The organism is Pedobacter frigiditerrae, from assembly GCF_004331645.1.
GTDB classification, from domain to species: domain Bacteria; phylum Bacteroidota; class Bacteroidia; order Sphingobacteriales; family Sphingobacteriaceae; genus Pedobacter; species Pedobacter frigiditerrae.
The window spans coordinates 769,614-786,354 of record NZ_SJSK01000002.1 but is presented as its reverse complement, the minus strand read 5'-3'; the positions used below and the strand labels follow the sequence as shown (position 1 = coordinate 786,354).

The following is a 16,741-nucleotide window of genomic DNA, read 5'->3' as shown; positions in this document are numbered from 1 at the left end:
TGCAAATAATTATGAGTATTTTTAAATTAAAGATAAATTTTGAAGAAGCGGGTAAAACACCTGTTGAGTTGCCAATTGCTGCTGGAGAAGATGTATTAGACATTTGCTTAGATAACGGAATTGAATTGCAACATAACTGCGGTGGTGTTTGCGGATGCAGTACTTGCCATATCTATGTGAACAAGGGTATGGATAATATCCAAGAAATATCTGATAAGGAAGAGGATTTTATTGATAGAGCCGTAAGACCAAGAATTACTTCACGCTTAGCTTGTCAGTGTGTGGTTTTAGATGGAGATATTGAGGTAACCATTCCAGACCAATCAGAATTTTTAGGACACTAGTTCAGTTTGCAGGTAACAATTTTCAGTTACTTGTCATCCTGAGCGTAGTTGAAGGACAGTTAACCAGTTTAAACAATTACAACAATTAACCTTTTATGAACAACGATAAATTTGCATTACCAATTTACTGGAACGACCACGAAGATATAGCTCAAGAACTTTATGAGAAATTTGGTGATGAATTTAACGAAGCGAAAATTTACCGCATCAGGTTTACCGAATTACTAGATTGGGTACTTTCATTACCTAACTTTAAAGGTACTCGTGAAGAGAGTAACGAAGGCCATTTAGAGCAAATCCAATCTGCTTGGGTTTACGAATGGAGAGATAACCAAGACTAGTTAACAGTTTTCAGTTTGCAATTGTGACCCTTAGTGTAGTCGAAGGGTATAAACCATACCTAGATATGTTCCTAGAAAATCTAAAAAACATAACAACCTTTATTTTTGACGTTGACGGCGTGTTAACTGATGGAACTGTTATTGCGTCAGAATCTGGAGACCTTTTACGTAGTTTTAATATCAAGGATGGCTATGCTTTGCAACTGGCTTTGAAAAAAGGTTATAACATTTGCATTATATCTGGAAGTGGTGGTCCAGCTACTACAAAACGTTTCGAAAACTTAGGATTACCAGATGTCTTTTTAAAAGTAGGGGACAAGGTTGAGGTTTTTGAAGCATATTTAAAAGAAAAAAGTATTTCGCCAATACAGGTTTTATATATGGGCGATGATATGCCTGATTATTATGTAATGCAATTGGTAGGTATTGCTACTTGCCCAATTGATGCGGTTGATGAAATTAAACAAATATCGCACTACATTTCTCCTAAAAAAGGCGGCGATTCTGCTGTTAGGGATGTAATTGAAAAAGTGTTAAAGGTTCAACAAAATTGGTTCGACCTTAATCCTTCTGCTGCAGAAGCAAGTAAATAATTAATGTTGTCGTCATGCTCAGCTTAACTGGGCATCCTAATGCGATTGCACGATTAAATTGATGTTGAGAATTAAATTCAATGTATTCTCTCTAATAATCAGTTGCTTAAAAATGTTACAATTATTTATATTAATCGATTAAACTTTCTGATAATTTCATGCTCTAAGATTCGTTAAAACAAAACATCCAGAGATTTTTGGTTTATCTAAGAATTTCAAAAACACTTAAAAAACAAAAACATGAAAAAATTATTATTGTCATTAGTACTTGTTGCAGGTTTAGCATTTGCAGCAAATGCACAACAAGGTGGTGGCGGACAACGTCGTCCTCAAGCTACTCCAGAAGAAAGAGTAAAACAGTTAGATGAAAAAGTAAAATTAACTGACGAGCAAAAAACTAAAGCTACTGCAGTTTATGCTGAAGCAGCAGAAGCTCAGAAAAAAATGCGTGAAGAGATGATGGCTGGTGGTGGTACTCCAGATAGAGCTGCAATGATGGAAAAAATGACCAAAATGACAGCAGAAACTGACACTAAATTAAACGCAATTTTTACGGCTGAGCAAAAAACAGCTTACAAAACTTGGCAAGATGAAGTTAAAGCTGCTAGAGAAAAAGCAATGAAAGAACGTCAAGCAGGCGGTGGTGGTAAATAATCACTAACAATATTTTCAATAACAAAAGCGACTTATGGTCGCTTTTGTTATTTTAGCACAAATTTAGCACATGTACAAACAACAACATCCAATCGTTTTAGCTTCAAAATCTCCTCGTCGACAAGAATTAATGAAAGCATTAGGGCTTGATTTTACCATCGAGTTAAAAGAAGTTGATGAAAGTTTTCCTGATGGCTTACAACCTTCGGCAGTGGCTGTTTATATTTCAGAGAAAAAGGCAAAAGCTTTTGGCTCTTCTACTAATCAAATTACCATTACGGCAGATACCATTGTGGCATTAGATGGCGAAATTTTAGGAAAACCTGATGACAGGGTTCACGCACAAGAAATGTTAAGGAAATTATCTGGTCGTAAACACGAAGTTTATACTGGCGTTACGCTAATAAAAGATAATGAGTTAATATCATTTTATGATTTAAGTGAGGTGTTTTGCAGAGAAGTTAGCGAAGAAGAAATCGAATACTATATAGACAATTTTAAACCTTTCGATAAGGCAGGTTCTTATGGTGTGCAAGATTGGTGGGGTTTAGTTGTAGTTGAGCGTATTAAAGGTTCTTATACCAACGTGATGGGTTTGCCAACTGAAAAACTGTATCAAGCTTTAAGCAATTTATAAAATTTTCTAATATTTGTGGAATCCCCATAAATTTTCCATCATCTATAAAAATTAAAAAGATGAGGAATAAAGCTATAGCAATAAAAATTGCAGAACCTTGTAATCAAAACTGGGAATTAATGGATAGCAGAAACGATGGGCGTTTTTGCGAATCGTGTAATAAATGCGTAGTCGATTTTTCTAATCACACCAATTCCGAAATCATCAAATTTTTATCATCATCAAAAAATGATGTCTGTGGTCGCCTTACTAATACGCAACTTAATCAACTCAACTACTATTCTCTGATTAAACCTTCAAATAAAAATTGGCTTAAATATTTAGGTGTTTTAGCAATCGGAATAAGTATGATTGTAAGTGAAGCGAATGCCATTAATTTAAAAAAGCCAATAGAATTTGCTAACTCTCCACTAAACCGAAAAATTATTTCTAAAACAAATCAGATAAAAATGATTTATGGTTATGTCTATGATGAAAATCAAAAGCCAATATCTGGTGCTAGGGTAGTCATTACAAACACAAAATTATTTGCAACAACTGATAATAATGGCAGATATGAAATATTGCTTACCAAAAACTTTGACACCAAAAACAATATTATTAAAATAAACTCGCTAAGATTTGAAGGGTCGCTTAAAGCTAATTACGCAAAAGAAAAACAAGCTGATTTAGCGGTGAATTGCGTGTATATGATTATGGGTAAAATAGCGATGACCACTAATCCCTAACTCTTCAAACTCTGCAAAACACCCATCTTCAAATCGTAAGTAGATAATTTGATTGTTTTGATGCCAAACTCATCTAAAATATAGTTTGTTAAAATGCTGGCCATCACAATCATATCAACACGTAAAGGTATTAATCCTTCCATATTTGCTCTTTCTTGATGAGTGGATTGGATGAGTTGCGCAGCAAGGTTTTTGTAATCTAACAAGGGAATATCAGCTGTGGCTATGGTTTTAATGTCAATATCATCATTAATCATCCCTGCAAAGGTTTCAAAAGCGCCAGCAGAACCAATTAAGGTTTCTGGTGCATATTCATTGCAGATAATTTTAAGTGCTTTTAATTCTTCTGCTAAGTGATTGATGATTGAGCTGGTGTCTGTTTCATTTATTGGGTCTGAATTGAAAAAAGCCTGCATCAACCTTGCTGCGCCGATATTATAGCTTTTTTTCCAAACCAAACTTTCTTCATCACAAAGGATAAATTCAGTACTTCCACCCCCAATATCCATAATGAGTGATTTTCCAGTAATTGCACCGCTCCACTTTACTCCTTCGTATATGTATTGTGCTTCTTCATCTCCATCGATAATATCAATTTCAATTCCTGCCCTTTCTTTAGCTGCTTCTACGAAATCCATTCCGTTTTTCGCACTGCGAACACCAGAAGTTGCGGTTGCTTTAACTACATCAATCTCATATTTGTCTATCTCTGCCTTAAAGTCTTGCAGGCATGTTATGCCACGCTCAAATGCTGTTGGGATGATTAAATTATTTTTGGTTATATCTTCGCCTAACTTAACTGGCTGATTAGTTTTATAGATAATTTGAAGTTCACCAGCGTTTTGTTCGGCAATTATTAAATGAAAAGTATTGGTTCCTAAATCGATAACGGCTAATCTCATGTTACATTCTTTCGTATAAAAAGCGTGGCATCAGTTTTAATAACCACGCAATTATTCGCCAACGCTTGGTTACATAAATAACGCTTTTTTTAGCTTTAATTGCATTAAATATTTGTAATGCCGCTTTTTTGGTAGTTGCGACCCAAAACTTACCAGGTCCCTTTGCCATTTTGGTATCAACAAAACCTGCTCTTATATCTGTAATTGAAATGGTTAATTTTTGTTTTTTAGCTTTTTGCCTTAATCCTTCTAGGTAATTAATTTGATAAGCTTTACTTGCATTATAAGCAGGAGCAAAAGCACTTCCCCTTAAGCCAGCAATGGAACTGATAGTTGCAATTTGTCCGCTTTTTTGCTTTTCAAAATATTGATATGCCCAAACTACAGCTTTATTGAATCCTACGACATTAACATCAATTGTTGGCAGTTCTATATCTATTTTTAAGTTTGAGTTTAACTCTCCAACTCCTGAGCTGTAAATCAATAAATCTAGTCCACCTAATTGTTCGGTAATGATATTTAGATTTTCTTCTAGGTTTTCGGCCGTAACATCAAAAGGCAAATAGTAAAAACTATCAGGCTTTTCATTGTCTAATTTTGCCAATAAATTTTCCCTGCGACCAGTTATTCCAACTTTATAGCCATTATCTGCTAGTAGTAAAGCTAAAGCTTTTCCAATGCCTGAAGTTGCGCCAATAACTATTGCTTTTTTCATATCGATATTAACCACAAAGGCACGAAGAACACAAAATGATTTGAACCATATAAGAAATATAAGAGAATATAAGTTTAACTATTACTTATATTTCCTTTAATGCCTTATATGGTTATTATTTTTTCAAAGCAATTAGTCGCATTCTGTCTTGGTGCCTTAGTGGGTTATAACTAAAAATTAATTCTTATAAGTAAACCACTTAAACATTTCCTTGAAAGTTGTTTTCTTGCCGTACATTAAAATGCCAACACGGTAAATTCTACTAGCCACCCAAACAGTACCAATAAAGCCTACCACTAAAATTGCCATAGATAATGCCAATTCCCATCCTGGAACGCCATAAGGTAAACGAACCACCATTGCAATAGGAGAGGTAAATGGGATCATCGAAAGCCAAAATGCTACATTGCCATAAGGGTCGTTGGTAACAACACTTAACGATAATGCATAACCTAGCAATAAAGGCATCATAACGGGCATCATGAATTGCTGTGTTTCGGTTTCACTGTCTACAGCAGAGCCGATTGCAGCGTACAAAGCACTATAAAATAAATAACCACCTATAAAGAAAAAGATAAATACAGAAACAATTTTTCCAAAATCTAATCCTGCTAAGCTTTTCTGAATATCAACCATAGGGCCTTGTGGTGCTTGAACAACGGTAGTTCCTGTAGAAATTTGAGTTCCACCTTGTGCAGAAGTTGCAATCTTTTTAACGTCAGCTTTGTCTACAAAAACACTTAATGCAACGGTGCTGATAGTGAGTGTTAATACAATCCACAAAATAAACTGAGTTAAACCTACCAAGGCAATCCCAATGATTTTACCCATCATTAATTGAAAAGGCTTAACCGAAGAAATCATTACCTCAATAATTCTACTTGTTTTCTCCTCAATTACACCACGCATCACCTGTATACCATAAAGCATAATGAACATAAACATTAAAATACCAGCAATAAAGGCAATTATTGTACTTGCTCCAGCACTGCTAGATTCTTCCTTGCCGGTATCTGCAATCTTTTTGGTTTCAATATCAACCGATGTTTTCAATTGGTCTAAATCTGCTTGTGCTATACCAGATTCCTTCAACTTCTGATTACGAATTAATTCTTCAATATCTCCAGAAATCCTGTTGTTTAAAGATAAACCAGCTTGTTTCTCTCCAAACAACTCAACACCTTTCGGTTCAGCTAAACTAAATTCGGGTAAATATAAAACATAGTCGAAATCAGACTTTTTGAGTGATTTTTTCACCTCCTCTAAAGACTGATTTACATACTCGTATTCAATGTTTTTATCTGTAACTAGTTTTTCTGTAAGTGTTTTGTTAGTGCTAACCACAGCTATTTTATCGTGTGTGTCTTTTATGCCTTTGTAAGTAAAATAACCAATCAAACCATAAATACCAGCTATTAAAAGTGGCGTTAAAAAAGTCATGATAATGAACGATTTTTTCTTCACTCTTGATAAATATTCTCTACGTATAATGAGTAAAACCTTATTCATAATCTTGTCTTTTAACTTTGTCAATAAAAATATCGTTCATTGTTGGTATCACCTCATCTAGACGATGAATGGCAACATAAGGCAATAAAGTTGCTAAAACCTCATTGGCAGTTTTGTCTTTCTGTAATTGAATTTTTAATAAAGTTTTACCTTTTATATTTTCAGTTTGCAATACATCAAAAATGTCTTTTGCACTTTCCGTATTATAATCTCCTTCATATTCTATCCAGTAAGTATTGTTACGATAGGTTCCCTTGATTTCATCAACGCTGCCATCCAAAATCTTTTTAGAGCGGTCAATTAAAGCAATATGGTCACAAAGTTCTTCTACACTTTCCATTCTATGGGTAGAGAAAATGAAAGTTGCCCCTTGTCTGTTCAACTCCAAGATTTCATTTTTAATGATATCGGCGTTAACTGGGTCGAAACCAGAGAAAGGCTCATCTAAAATGATCAGTTCAGGTTGGTGCAAAATGGTAGCTACAAATTGTACTTTCTGTTGCATTCCCTTACTTAAATCTTCTACTTTTTTATTCCACCAACTGCCCATTTCTAACTTCTCGAACCAAAATTTAATGCGTTTAGTGGCTTCAGCTGTGCTTAATCCCTTTAGTTTAGATAGGTATAAAACCTGCTCTCCAATTTCCATTTTTTTATACAAGCCACGTTCTTCTGGTAAGTAGCCAATCTGCGAAATGTGATTTGCATTTAAACGTTCGCCATTAAAAAGCACTTCGCCACTATCTGGAGCAGTAATCTGAGTAATAATTCTAATTAAAGAGGTTTTGCCTGCACCATTCGGACCCAATAGTCCAAATATTTTTCCGCTTTCTACCTCCAAGCTAACTTGGTCTAAAGCACGGTGCGTGGCATATTGTTTAACAATATTTTTTACGCTTAGCATTTACGATGTTGTTTTAGTTTAGTAAATATAAGATGCAAGGTTGATTAAAATGTTACTTAGTAACAGCCTAAGAGCAAATTTATTTTTTTGAAAAAGAATGGCAGCATTTCATAGGGGTTTTCAGCCCTGCTTTTCGTTTTACTCTCTGCGTTCGTGTTCACTACAATCAGGTTTAAATTTTAAAGGCAGTAATTCTTTTGTAATGTTGCAGGCTGTAAATTAAGATTTAATCTTTAATATCAGATTTTGTAGCGAATTCCTATGTTTGTGCGTATTGGTAATAAAAACTACTTATGAAAAAATTTACCATCGCTTTTGCCGTATTGTTTGTTATAATTTTTGGTTGTAAAAAAATAGATGAAAATAACGGAGGTGGTTTATGTGCTTGCTCTCCTGTACAGTCTACTGCTTATTTAAATTTGGTTATCAAAAATGCTGGTGGAGAAGATTTATTGAGCTCGACGACAACCGGTTCTTTCAGCCAAAGTCAAATTCTTTTGTATTCAAAAGATGCAAATGGCATTATAAAACAAATCAGTTTTTCCATTCGACCACCATTTTCTTATGGAGGTAATCAGTTTGATTATTATCAATTAATGTCTCAAGAAATTGCAATTTTAGCTAAGTCTATAGATAATACTTACTATTTAAAGTTAGGGAATCAAGCTCCTTACGAAGTTAACTTGCAAGTAAATAGCAATTTGAGTAAAGTAGAAAAAGTTCTGATTGATAAAAAAGAAGTGCCTAAGGAAACGGGTAAGGTTGCAACTTATTACGGAATGAATATTTATTATTTAAACCTGTAGTTTATTGTTTTTCAGTATAGAGTAAGCGATATATGTTAGTCTTTTTCCCAATTATGTTCACGCAAACGTTTGTGTGTGAGTACCAAAACCATAGTTTTTAAATTTAATAATAGGTTAATTTGTTAGACACAAAATCAACAAATATGAAACCTATTTTAAGTTTACTTATCACTCTGCTTATTTTATCTAATGTTAGCGTAGCACAACAAAACCAAGTATTTGTAATCCCAGCAAATAAGGCCTATGCTGAACCTTTTGCACCTGGACGACCTGGAGTTTCCATTCCGGTAGGTTATCCTGAGAATAAAGGAATAATATCTAATTGGCGAGACCAAACTAAAAGCGTCGTTTGGTATCTCTATCAAAAAACTGGTAGTTATGATTTCTCTTTTAACAATATTGTAGATGAGGGTAAAACTTTAGAATTTGAACTGACTGTTACACCAACATATCCAGTAGCAGGTTTTAAAAACTTAAAGAAAAAACTAACTTTTAAGGGTACAGGTAAATCAGATAGTTTATTCGTTGCTAAAATCGTGGTTCCAAATACTGGATATTTCAAATACGAACTAAAGCCTATTTCAAATCCAGCATCTGCAATTAAAATTAACTCATTAGTATTTAAATCACTTCAACCTAATGGGCAGGTAAATCAAACTGATTATCAATCATCGCCATCTGTACATCTGAGTTTCAGCACAACTGCACCAACAACTAAATCTTATAACTGGATTTATCAAGAGATTTTAGTACCAAAAGGTGCAGACCCTTTAGCAACTTATTACATGAGTTTGGGTTTTTATCGCGGTTATATGGGCATACAAACTAATTCTCCAACAGAAAGGAGAGTATTGTTTTCTGTTTGGGACAGTAAGGATGCAGAAAATGATAAATCTATAACTAAGCAGGATTTTGTTTCATTTGTAGATAAAGATGAGGCAACAACAGTAAATAGTTTTGGTGGCGAAGGTACTGGCGGACAATCATACGTAAAAACAGCAGATTGGAAAACTGACGAGCCTGTCAAATTTATAATGAATGTAAAAGCAGAAGATAACAATTCGGTACTTTTATCTGCTTGGTACCAATTGAAAGGGCAAGATTGGAAATATGTTGCGACTTGGAGAGCACCAAAAGAACACCGAATGTTTGATGGCTTTTATTCTTTTATAGAAAACTTTGGTTATACCAATGGACAGTTACGTCGCGAGGCATATTATTACAATGCTTGGGGAAAAGAAGCAACCACTGGAAAATGGATGAATTTTAATAAAGTTAGATTTTCTAATACCGATGGTAAAGTTGGGCAACGTGTAGATTTTGAGCAAGGTGTTTCACCCCAATTTGCAGATAGATTTTACATGTCATCTGGTGGTTATACAACGACTATTAAAACTGCGAACGAAATTCCATTGTCTTCTAAGTCATTTGATGTTGATTTAAAACCTTTTGAAGAACGTATTTCATTGGCAATAAAAAACGAAGCCAGTAATCAAGAAAAGTTTAAGAAAACCAAATAGCCCAAATCTTAGTTAAATTTGTATAGAGAGCGTCATTGCCAGCTTGACTGGCAATCGTAATGCTATGGTAGGGCTTAGTAGGCTGATATAGATAGGCTCTTTAAGATTTAGCTTCGCTGAGCACTTCGTGGTTTCCACCTGCGTAGGAATGACGAGCTAATTGTAAACAAAGAAACCGACGCTTTCGGCATCGGTTTCTTTGTTTTATATTAATTTATCTTATTCAAAATATTCTTTCATTTTATCGAAGAAGCTCTTATCATTTTTATTAGGTTGTGGTTTGAAGTTAGGAGATTCTCTTAGTTTTTCTAAAATTGCTCTTTCTTCACTACTTAACGCTTTTGGTGTCCAAATATTAACGTGAATAATTTCATCACCTCTGTGGTAAGAATTTATTTCCGGAATACCTTTGCCTTTTAGGCGTAATAATTTTCCACTTTGTGTACCTGGCTCAATTTTAATTTTGGCTTTTCCATCAATTGTTGGTACTTCTGCACTGTAACCCAAAGCCGCATCAACAATGCTTACATGTAAATCGTAAACGATATTGTTGCCTTCGCGTTTTAAAGTTTCGTGAGGTAATTCTTCAATCAAGATAATCAAGTCTCCAGGAACGCCACCATTTGGAGCAGCATTACCTTTACCCGCCATACTTAATTGCATGCCTTCACTCACGCCTGCAGGAATATTTATGGTTATGGTTTCTTCACCACGTACAGTTCCTTCTCCATGACAAGCCCCACATTTTGCAGTAATTTGTTGTCCGCTACCGTGACAAGTAGGGCAGGTTGCTGTGGTTTGCATTTGACCTAAAATGGTATTGGTAACCCTACGAACTGCACCGCTACCGCCACAAGTTTTACAAGTACTTACCGAACCTTTATCTTTTGCGCCAGAACCATCGCAAGTTTTACAAGTGATTTGTTTATTTACTTTAATTTTTTTCTCAGCACCGTTAGCAATTTCCTCTAAAGTTAATTTAACCTTAATGCGTAAATTACTTCCTTTAGCTACTCTACGGCCACCGCCACCACGAGATTGTTGACCCCCACCAAAGAAACTGTCAAAAGGACTTCCGCCACCACCAAAAATATCTCCAAATTGGCTGAAAATGTCATCCATATTCATACCGCCACCGCCGTAGCCACCACCACCTGCCGCACCACCAACGCCAGCGTGACCATATTGGTCATAACGTTGTTTTTTCTCTGGGTTGCTTAATACCTCATAGGCTTCTGCAGCTTCTTTAAATTTATCTTCTGCAGCCTTATCATCAGGGTTTTTATCTGGGTGATATTTAATAGCCAATTTGCGGTAAGCTTTTTTAATTTCTTCCGCCGATGCGCTTTTAGTTACGCCAAGTATATCGTAAAAATCTCTCTTGCTCATTTTTTATGCACCTACCACTACTTTGGCAAAGCGAATTACTTTGTCGTTTAGTGTGTATCCTTTTTCTAATTCATCAACTACTTTACCTTTTAAATCATCAGATGGAGCAGGTATTTTAGTAATTGCTTCGTGAATATCCGTGTCGAAAACAGTGTTAATGCTTTCCATTTCTTTTAATCCTTTTTGGCTTAAAATGCTTTTTAATTTAGTTTGAACCAACATTACACCCTCACGAATTGCACTAACTTCAGTTGCATTTTCAGTTGCTTTTAAAGCACGTTCAAAATCATCTAAAACAGGTAACATAGAAACTACCACATCTTTACCAGCAGTTTGCAATAATTCTACTCGTTCTTTTTGAGTTCTGCGTTTGTAGTTGTCAAACTCAGCAAATAAGCGTAAGTATTTATCATTTAATGCAGCATTTTCTTGTTGCAATTTTTCTTCAACTGAAAGTTCTACAACAGGCTCTGCAGTTGCATTTTCTGTATCATTAGTTGCTTCGCCTTGTGCTGTTTCTACTTCTTGCTCAGCCTGATTATTCTCTATAATCGGTTCTTCTTCCTTTTTCTTCTTATTAAACATGTTTTGTATGCGTGTTTTTTCTGTTCAAACTCAAAAGTTTTGCCAATAACTAAAATCAGCCATGCTGTCAGTTTAAATTAATAATAACCGAACAGAATGGCTGAAATATAATATTTTGTCAGAATTGACTAGGCAATTTGCGCATCCTCGTGTACTACACCACTTTCGCATTTAATGATACGAGAAGGGAAGGTACGGATGATATGGTAATCATGTGTTGCCATTAAAACAGCAGTTCCACTTTGACTGATTTGTTTCAATAGCAAAACAATTTCTTCAGAAGTATCTGGATCTAAATTACCAGTAGGCTCATCAGCTAAAATAATCTCCGGATTGTTTAACAATGCTCTTGCAATAACCACACGTTGTTGCTCGCCACCAGAAATTTCATGAGGCATTTTTTTAATTTTAGAACGTAAGCCCACTTTTTCTAAAACATCCTTAATGCGTTCGTTAATTAGGTTTTTGTCATTCCAACCAGTTGCTTTTAAAACAAATTCTAAGTTTTGCTCAACCGTTCTATCACTTAATAATTGAAAATCTTGAAATACGATTCCTAGCTTTCTGCGCAAGTATGGCACATCTTTATCAGCCAAGTTTTTAAGGTCGAAACCAGCAACTGCACCAGCACCATTGCCTATATGCAAATCGCCATAAATAATTTTCAGCAAGCTACTTTTTCCTGAACCCGTTTGACCAATTAAAAAAACAAATTCGCCTTTGGCAATATCTAGGTTTACGTTTGATAAAACCAAGTGTTTTTGTTGAAAAACATCAACATTTTGCAAGTTGATTACTATGTTTTCTGCCATAATTAAATATCTAATTTAGTAACCTGTCCAAAAGGCAAGTCATTAATAATGTTCATGATTTGGTCTTGTTTATCACCTAAACCTAATTTATCTAGAGATTTATCAGGTCTATCAACTCTAAAATAGGCGAGTAAGGTAAACTTCTCATCTCTAAGTTGTACGTAATCTGGTATTTTGGCAATGCCTTTTACTTTAATGATATACATTGTTCAAAAATAGCATTTCTAGCTGATAGTTGAATTGAAATGTTAAGATTTTATCAAGCAATGTAGTCAAACATCAATGTAGCTTAGTTATGCAGCAAACTTCGCTTTCTCATCGAGACACATAGTAATCACAATCGTTTAAGAGTATGTTTGTATTCATAGTTTCGTCGTATTTTAGACGTAGTTTGGTCGAAGTTAAGACGTAGTTATGACAAATGTATACGACCAAACTACGTTTAACATACAACTATAATACATTTTAAACTTAAACCCTTTATTATTCTTTCCTAACTCAGAAGATATGTTTAACTGGGTGGTAAAGGATTATGTAGGATGAAATTTTCTTAGGATGGTAACTCAAATTATTCAAGCATTCGAAAAGCTACAGATTCCCTACAGAATTACTAGTTGATGCTGTTGGCCTATGACATAACCAGAAAGCAGGGGTATTTTATTACCATTAGGTAGCGAGGGCAACTGGGAGGGAGGTATTTTGTTGGAATACGTTATGAGAAGGAAAGAGATTCCTTATTCTTTATGGATCTCTTTCAAATATAAATGATCGAGATCGCATAGCTACCAGTACCTATTTAGAAAGCATAGCCCACTATTGGGATTACCTAGAGAGAAAGACCCAACCCGAATAGATTTTGAAATCTTCATTTAAATAAAGAGTGTAATAATATATTCCGGTAGGCAAATTCTTGCCATTAGATTTTCCATCCCAAGATTGTATGTTCCTATTTTCATACACTAATTGGCCATTCCTGTTTACAACTTTTAACATAGGTTTATCGAAGGCAGAAATAGAGGGTATATTCCAGGTATCGTTAATACCATCACCATTTGGAGTAAATGTGTTTGGAATTTCTATTTTTGGGTAAACTTTAATAAAAACTTCATCAGTACTTACATTGCAATTTGATTGTACGGTTAAGGTGTAGGTGATATCATTTGGTGGTGTAGCAATTGGGTTAAGTTTTGTAGGGTCATCTAAATAGTTTGATGGCGACCATAGATAAGTAACATTGTCTCCAGTTGCTTTCCCATTTAAAGTAACTGATTGGCCAAAAAGCATTTTTTTATCTTCTCCAGCATTGGCTGATGCATTTTTTAACACAGTAATTGTGATTTCCTTAGTAACAGAACAGGTGCCATTTGAAACCGATACTTTATAAGTGGTTGTTAGTTTGGGAGAAGCAATTGGGTTTGCAATGTTTGGATTGGATAATCCATCAACGGGTAACCAGGTATAAGAAGAACCTCCACTTGCTTCTAAAGCAACACTTTCGCTCCCGCAAATTGTTGCAGCTGTAATGTTTGTGCTCGCTATAACTACTGGTAGAACTTGAACATCTGTTTGACTTGTGTTGAAACAGCCAGCTGCGTTAAATACAGTAACTGTATAAGTTCCAGCCGAGTTTATATTTACATTTGGTATGATTGGGTTTTGAAGTGTAGAAGTGAAATTAGGACCAGCCCAACTATAACTTGTGCCACCAGACGCACTTAATTGAATGTTTGAGCCAACACAAGCAATACCGCTATTACTGGCAATAGGAGCGGGTTTATCATTTACATTGATGGTTAAAATGGCTGAAGATGTCCTGCAATTTGGTGAATTGATGTTTGGTCGCTCGGCAACTGATAAACGATATTTATAGGTGCCTACAATAGCATTATTAAAATTTATTGTGGTCTGGGTTGCATTTGCTCCACTAATATCTGCCCAGATTGTGCCGTTAAATAACTGCCATTGATACACAGGGTCATTGTAGCCTGAAGATACACTTGCAGTGAGGTTGTAATTAGCACTTTGCCCTACACACAAATCTGCATTAACACTGGTACTACTATTAATAGAGGTTGCAATAGTTGGTCCACAAGCCCTAAAAGTAATGTCGTCTAAAGCAAGATCATTTCCAGAGCCTCCCGGATTTTCATTAGTCATTTTTAAAGTAATAACACCAACATTTGTTGGTGTAGTAAAAATGGTGCCGTATTTAATCCAATTATTGGCGCTACCTTCAGCAATATCTCCAGTAGAGAATTCTTTAATGGGTATACCATTGTTCTCAATGGTAAATTTGATATTAGGTTTAATCCCAGACCCACGCAATATATTTATAACCCAAGCTGCGAACTCATAGGTAGTATTAGGGCAAAGATTATTAATGTTTGTTTTTTGGTAAAAAATACCTTTGTTATAATCTGCATTTACAAGCATCATATAACCATTTGGGTCATTTGGCGTATGGTTTACTATGTTTTGATGCCAACCGCCATTTAGCCCTGCGCTTGATTTAACAATGGTATACTGTCCATCATTTGGATTGCCAGCTACATAAAAATAATTCGTTTCAGTTATTTGTGGCCCGATATTGCTAGTCCCTCTATCAAAATCTATGTTAATTACGGGATCGCCTAATGTTCCAGTACATACCTGAGCATTAATTTCTGAAATGGAAAAAATTAAAATGAGTGCAATAAGGTACTTGCGAATTGTATATGTCAATTGCTTTGGTAATTTTAAACAAAGTAACAATTTTTTACGAGCTAAGGGTATTAGAATAGCTATGTTGTGTTAATGTTGGGGTATTATTGTTTTAATTGTCAAATATCAAAGGGTTGCCAGTATAGCCTATAATTTATTCAAAAATTCAATTGTATTCAAATTATCAGCGTAATCCCAAAGTTTTGGATTCTGGCTAGCTCCAAAGCCAATTTTTTCTTTATTGATATTTAAAGGTGATTTTGAAACTACACATTGAATTTGCTCATCTTGTGTATTCAATCTTTCTTCAACATTCTTAATGGATGTATATTCTTCATAAAAAAGTACAGCTAAAGGCGATACGAAATTCTCGTCTTCCTTAACTAACAAAAAGCCATTATCAAAGTGTTTTACGCCATTAACCAAATAAATAGATTTGTTGTAATCGTAATTGTTATTGTATTTAAAATGATTGATGATTGGCTGATATTTTTCAACTGGCTCAAAGAAATTCTTTAAATCATAATTGGCAGGAACATAAATTTTAGACACATTTCTACATCCCAAACCAAAATAATCGAATATATCATGGCCTAAGTTTTCAAGCTCTTCTTTAGTTTCATTTCCGTTTAAAACTGCAACACTATTTCTGTTTTTACGGATAATGTTAGGGACTTTTGAAAAATAATAATCAAAGTATCTTGAGCTATTGTTGCTGCCAGTGGCGATAATGGCATCAAAATCTTTTAATCGTTCTACATATTCAATACGATTTGCTAGTGCTGGTTCAAAAGCAATCAATTGTTTTAAAAGTGCGGGTAATAATTTATCATCAGCTGATGACATTTTTATTAATGCAATATTCCCTGTAGCTAAAACGCAAAGCACATCGTGGAAACCTACTAATGGAATGTTTCCTGCTAAGATTAATCCAACTTTTTTAGGTTTTTTGTTAAGTTGAATTTCTTCAAACCATTTACCTAAATCATCATTATTTAGCATTTTACTTAAGGAAATCATTGCTTTTTTAACCTCTTCAAAAGTAAACCAAGCATTATGATGACTTGCAGATTCCATCACATCATTAAACTCATTGCTAGGATTAGCCATGAACTCACTTAGTTTTTGTAATGCAATAATTAAATTTCCTTTGGTAAGTGATGACATATTTAGAACTATTATAAATCGATTATTGTTATATTTGCAGTGCAAAGTTAAACTTAGCAATAGATATACACGAAGACATGGCGATTAAAATAACAGACGAATGTATTAATTGTGGAGCATGTGAGCCAGAATGCCCAAATAATGCAATATATGATGCAGGTACAGCCTGGAGATTTTCTGATGGTACAAATTTAGATGGTATCATTGATTTTGGCGGTGAACAAATGGATGCAGGAGCTGCTCGAGAAGCAGTTTCTGATGAAGTTTATTACATTGTTTCTGATAAATGTACAGAATGTAAGGGGTTTCATGATGAGCCTCAGTGTGCTGCGGTTTGCCCGGTAGATTGTTGTGTTGACGACGAAGATGTTCGCGAAACTGAAGAAGAATTATTAGCTAAAAAAGCTTGGTTACACCAAGAAGGATAGTTTCAAA

General features: G+C 34.8%; 19 protein-coding genes. 9 read left to right on the top strand and 10 right to left on the bottom strand.

Annotated elements, in window-relative coordinates:
- The first annotated feature begins 11 nt into the window (after nt 1-11).
- From EZ428_RS10200 to EZ428_RS10175, 6 genes are all read left to right on the top strand, one after another.
- A complete protein-coding gene (locus EZ428_RS10200) occupies nt 12-344 on the top strand; it encodes a 2Fe-2S iron-sulfur cluster-binding protein (RefSeq protein WP_131553037.1) in 333 nt (110 codons plus the stop codon).
- Between the two features lie 95 nt (nt 345-439).
- A complete protein-coding gene (gene iscX / locus EZ428_RS10195) occupies nt 440-685 on the top strand; it encodes a Fe-S cluster assembly protein IscX (RefSeq protein WP_131553036.1) in 246 nt (81 codons plus the stop codon).
- A 65-nt stretch (nt 686-750) separates the two neighbouring features.
- Complete coding sequence (locus EZ428_RS10190; protein WP_131553035.1) at nt 751-1,278, top strand: KdsC family phosphatase; 528 nt, start codon at nt 751-753, stop codon at nt 1,276-1,278.
- Nucleotides 1,279-1,518: 240 nt separating this feature from the next.
- Entirely contained in the window at nt 1,519-1,932 is a 414-nt protein-coding gene (locus EZ428_RS10185; RefSeq protein ID WP_131553034.1) for a Spy/CpxP family protein refolding chaperone, read from the top strand.
- A gap of 70 nt (nt 1,933-2,002) precedes the next feature.
- On the top strand, nt 2,003-2,569 hold the full coding sequence (locus EZ428_RS10180; protein ID WP_131553033.1) for a Maf family nucleotide pyrophosphatase: 567 nt from the start codon (nt 2,003-2,005) through the stop codon (nt 2,567-2,569).
- 59 nt (nt 2,570-2,628) lie between these two features.
- The gene (locus EZ428_RS10175; RefSeq protein ID WP_131553032.1) at nt 2,629-3,297 is read left to right on the top strand and encodes a carboxypeptidase-like regulatory domain-containing protein; all 669 of its coding nucleotides are present in this window, start codon (nt 2,629-2,631) and stop codon (nt 3,295-3,297) included.
- Here the strand turns inward: EZ428_RS10175 and EZ428_RS10170 are convergent.
- The 4 genes from EZ428_RS10170 to EZ428_RS10155 form a co-directional block, all read right to left on the bottom strand.
- Complete coding sequence (locus tag EZ428_RS10170; protein ID WP_131553031.1) at nt 3,294-4,199, bottom strand: Ppx/GppA phosphatase family protein; 906 nt, start codon at nt 4,197-4,199, stop codon at nt 3,294-3,296. The genes EZ428_RS10175 and EZ428_RS10170 overlap by 4 nt on opposite strands.
- Nucleotide 4,200: 1 nt before the next feature.
- The gene (locus EZ428_RS10165; protein ID WP_131553030.1) at nt 4,201-4,914 is read right to left on the bottom strand and encodes an SDR family NAD(P)-dependent oxidoreductase; all 714 of its coding nucleotides are present in this window, start codon (nt 4,912-4,914) and stop codon (nt 4,201-4,203) included.
- Nucleotides 4,915-5,091: 177 nt separating this feature from the next.
- Nucleotides 5,092-6,423 (bottom strand): ABC transporter permease, encoded by a 1,332-nt coding sequence (locus EZ428_RS10160; protein WP_131553029.1) that lies wholly within the window; start codon nt 6,421-6,423, stop codon nt 5,092-5,094.
- A complete protein-coding gene (locus tag EZ428_RS10155; RefSeq protein ID WP_131553028.1) occupies nt 6,416-7,327 on the bottom strand; it encodes an ABC transporter ATP-binding protein in 912 nt (303 codons plus the stop codon). Before EZ428_RS10155 ends, EZ428_RS10160 begins: the two co-directional genes overlap by 8 nt.
- A gap of 293 nt (nt 7,328-7,620) precedes the next feature.
- Between EZ428_RS10155 and EZ428_RS10150 the strand changes: the two genes are divergently transcribed.
- Entirely contained in the window at nt 7,621-8,133 is a 513-nt protein-coding gene (locus tag EZ428_RS10150; protein WP_131553027.1) for a hypothetical protein, read from the top strand.
- 143 nt (nt 8,134-8,276) lie between these two features.
- Entirely contained in the window at nt 8,277-9,653 is a 1,377-nt protein-coding gene (locus EZ428_RS10145; RefSeq protein ID WP_131553026.1) for a DUF3472 domain-containing protein, read from the top strand.
- A gap of 219 nt (nt 9,654-9,872) precedes the next feature.
- On the opposite strand, the gene dnaJ is transcribed toward EZ428_RS10145, so the two are convergent.
- The 6 genes from dnaJ to EZ428_RS10115 all read right to left on the bottom strand — a co-directional run bounded on the left by dnaJ (nt 9,873) and on the right by EZ428_RS10115 (nt 16,306).
- Nucleotides 9,873-11,042, bottom strand: a complete 1,170-nt coding sequence (dnaJ, locus tag EZ428_RS10140) for a molecular chaperone DnaJ (RefSeq protein WP_131553025.1) — start codon at nt 11,040-11,042, stop codon at nt 9,873-9,875.
- Nucleotides 11,043-11,045: 3 nt separating this feature from the next.
- On the bottom strand, nt 11,046-11,627 hold the full coding sequence (locus EZ428_RS10135; protein ID WP_131553024.1) for a nucleotide exchange factor GrpE: 582 nt from the start codon (nt 11,625-11,627) through the stop codon (nt 11,046-11,048).
- A 128-nt stretch (nt 11,628-11,755) separates the two neighbouring features.
- Complete coding sequence (locus EZ428_RS10130; protein WP_131553023.1) at nt 11,756-12,439, bottom strand: cell division ATP-binding protein FtsE; 684 nt, start codon at nt 12,437-12,439, stop codon at nt 11,756-11,758.
- A gap of 2 nt (nt 12,440-12,441) precedes the next feature.
- Nucleotides 12,442-12,645 (bottom strand): fructose-6-phosphate aldolase, encoded by a 204-nt coding sequence (locus EZ428_RS10125; protein WP_131553022.1) that lies wholly within the window; start codon nt 12,643-12,645, stop codon nt 12,442-12,444.
- Between the two features lie 616 nt (nt 12,646-13,261).
- Complete coding sequence (locus tag EZ428_RS10120; protein ID WP_131553021.1) at nt 13,262-15,160, bottom strand: T9SS type B sorting domain-containing protein; 1,899 nt, start codon at nt 15,158-15,160, stop codon at nt 13,262-13,264.
- A 126-nt stretch (nt 15,161-15,286) separates the two neighbouring features.
- Nucleotides 15,287-16,306, bottom strand: coding sequence for an acyl-CoA reductase (locus EZ428_RS10115; protein WP_131553020.1), 1,020 nt, complete (start codon nt 16,304-16,306; stop codon nt 15,287-15,289).
- A 77-nt stretch (nt 16,307-16,383) separates the two neighbouring features.
- Between EZ428_RS10115 and EZ428_RS10110 the strand changes: the two genes are divergently transcribed.
- Nucleotides 16,384-16,734, top strand: coding sequence for a 4Fe-4S dicluster domain-containing protein (locus tag EZ428_RS10110; protein ID WP_131553019.1), 351 nt, complete (start codon nt 16,384-16,386; stop codon nt 16,732-16,734).
- Nucleotides 16,735-16,741 lie beyond the last annotated feature (7 nt).

Excerpts from the sequence above, each read along its gene's own strand:
- EZ428_RS10185 (WP_131553034.1), top strand. The coding sequence starts at position 1,519 with ATGAAAAAATTATTATTGTCATTAGTACTTGTTGCAGGTTTAGCATTT.
- EZ428_RS10125 (WP_131553022.1), bottom strand. The coding sequence starts at position 12,645 with ATGTATATCATTAAAGTAAAAGGCATTGCCAAAATACCAGATTACGTA.
- EZ428_RS10190 (WP_131553035.1), top strand. The coding sequence starts at position 751 with ATGTTCCTAGAAAATCTAAAAAACATAACAACCTTTATTTTTGACGTT.
- EZ428_RS10165 (WP_131553030.1), bottom strand. The coding sequence starts at position 4,914 with ATGAAAAAAGCAATAGTTATTGGCGCAACTTCAGGCATTGGAAAAGCT.
- EZ428_RS10110 (WP_131553019.1), top strand. The coding sequence starts at position 16,384 with ATGGCGATTAAAATAACAGACGAATGTATTAATTGTGGAGCATGTGAG.
- EZ428_RS10150 (WP_131553027.1), top strand. The coding sequence starts at position 7,621 with ATGAAAAAATTTACCATCGCTTTTGCCGTATTGTTTGTTATAATTTTT.
- EZ428_RS10155 (WP_131553028.1), bottom strand. The coding sequence starts at position 7,327 with ATGCTAAGCGTAAAAAATATTGTTAAACAATATGCCACGCACCGTGCT.
- dnaJ (WP_131553025.1), bottom strand. The coding sequence starts at position 11,042 with ATGAGCAAGAGAGATTTTTACGATATACTTGGCGTAACTAAAAGCGCA.
- EZ428_RS10200 (WP_131553037.1), top strand. The coding sequence starts at position 12 with ATGAGTATTTTTAAATTAAAGATAAATTTTGAAGAAGCGGGTAAAACA.
- EZ428_RS10160 (WP_131553029.1), bottom strand. The coding sequence starts at position 6,423 with ATGAATAAGGTTTTACTCATTATACGTAGAGAATATTTATCAAGAGTG.
- iscX (WP_131553036.1), top strand. The coding sequence starts at position 440 with ATGAACAACGATAAATTTGCATTACCAATTTACTGGAACGACCACGAA.
- EZ428_RS10115 (WP_131553020.1), bottom strand. The coding sequence starts at position 16,306 with ATGTCATCACTTACCAAAGGAAATTTAATTATTGCATTACAAAAACTA.
- EZ428_RS10135 (WP_131553024.1), bottom strand. The coding sequence starts at position 11,627 with ATGTTTAATAAGAAGAAAAAGGAAGAAGAACCGATTATAGAGAATAAT.
- EZ428_RS10130 (WP_131553023.1), bottom strand. The coding sequence starts at position 12,439 with ATGGCAGAAAACATAGTAATCAACTTGCAAAATGTTGATGTTTTTCAA.
- EZ428_RS10180 (WP_131553033.1), top strand. The coding sequence starts at position 2,003 with ATGTACAAACAACAACATCCAATCGTTTTAGCTTCAAAATCTCCTCGT.
- EZ428_RS10175 (WP_131553032.1), top strand. The coding sequence starts at position 2,629 with ATGAGGAATAAAGCTATAGCAATAAAAATTGCAGAACCTTGTAATCAA.
- EZ428_RS10170 (WP_131553031.1), bottom strand. The coding sequence starts at position 4,199 with ATGAGATTAGCCGTTATCGATTTAGGAACCAATACTTTTCATTTAATA.
- EZ428_RS10145 (WP_131553026.1), top strand. The coding sequence starts at position 8,277 with ATGAAACCTATTTTAAGTTTACTTATCACTCTGCTTATTTTATCTAAT.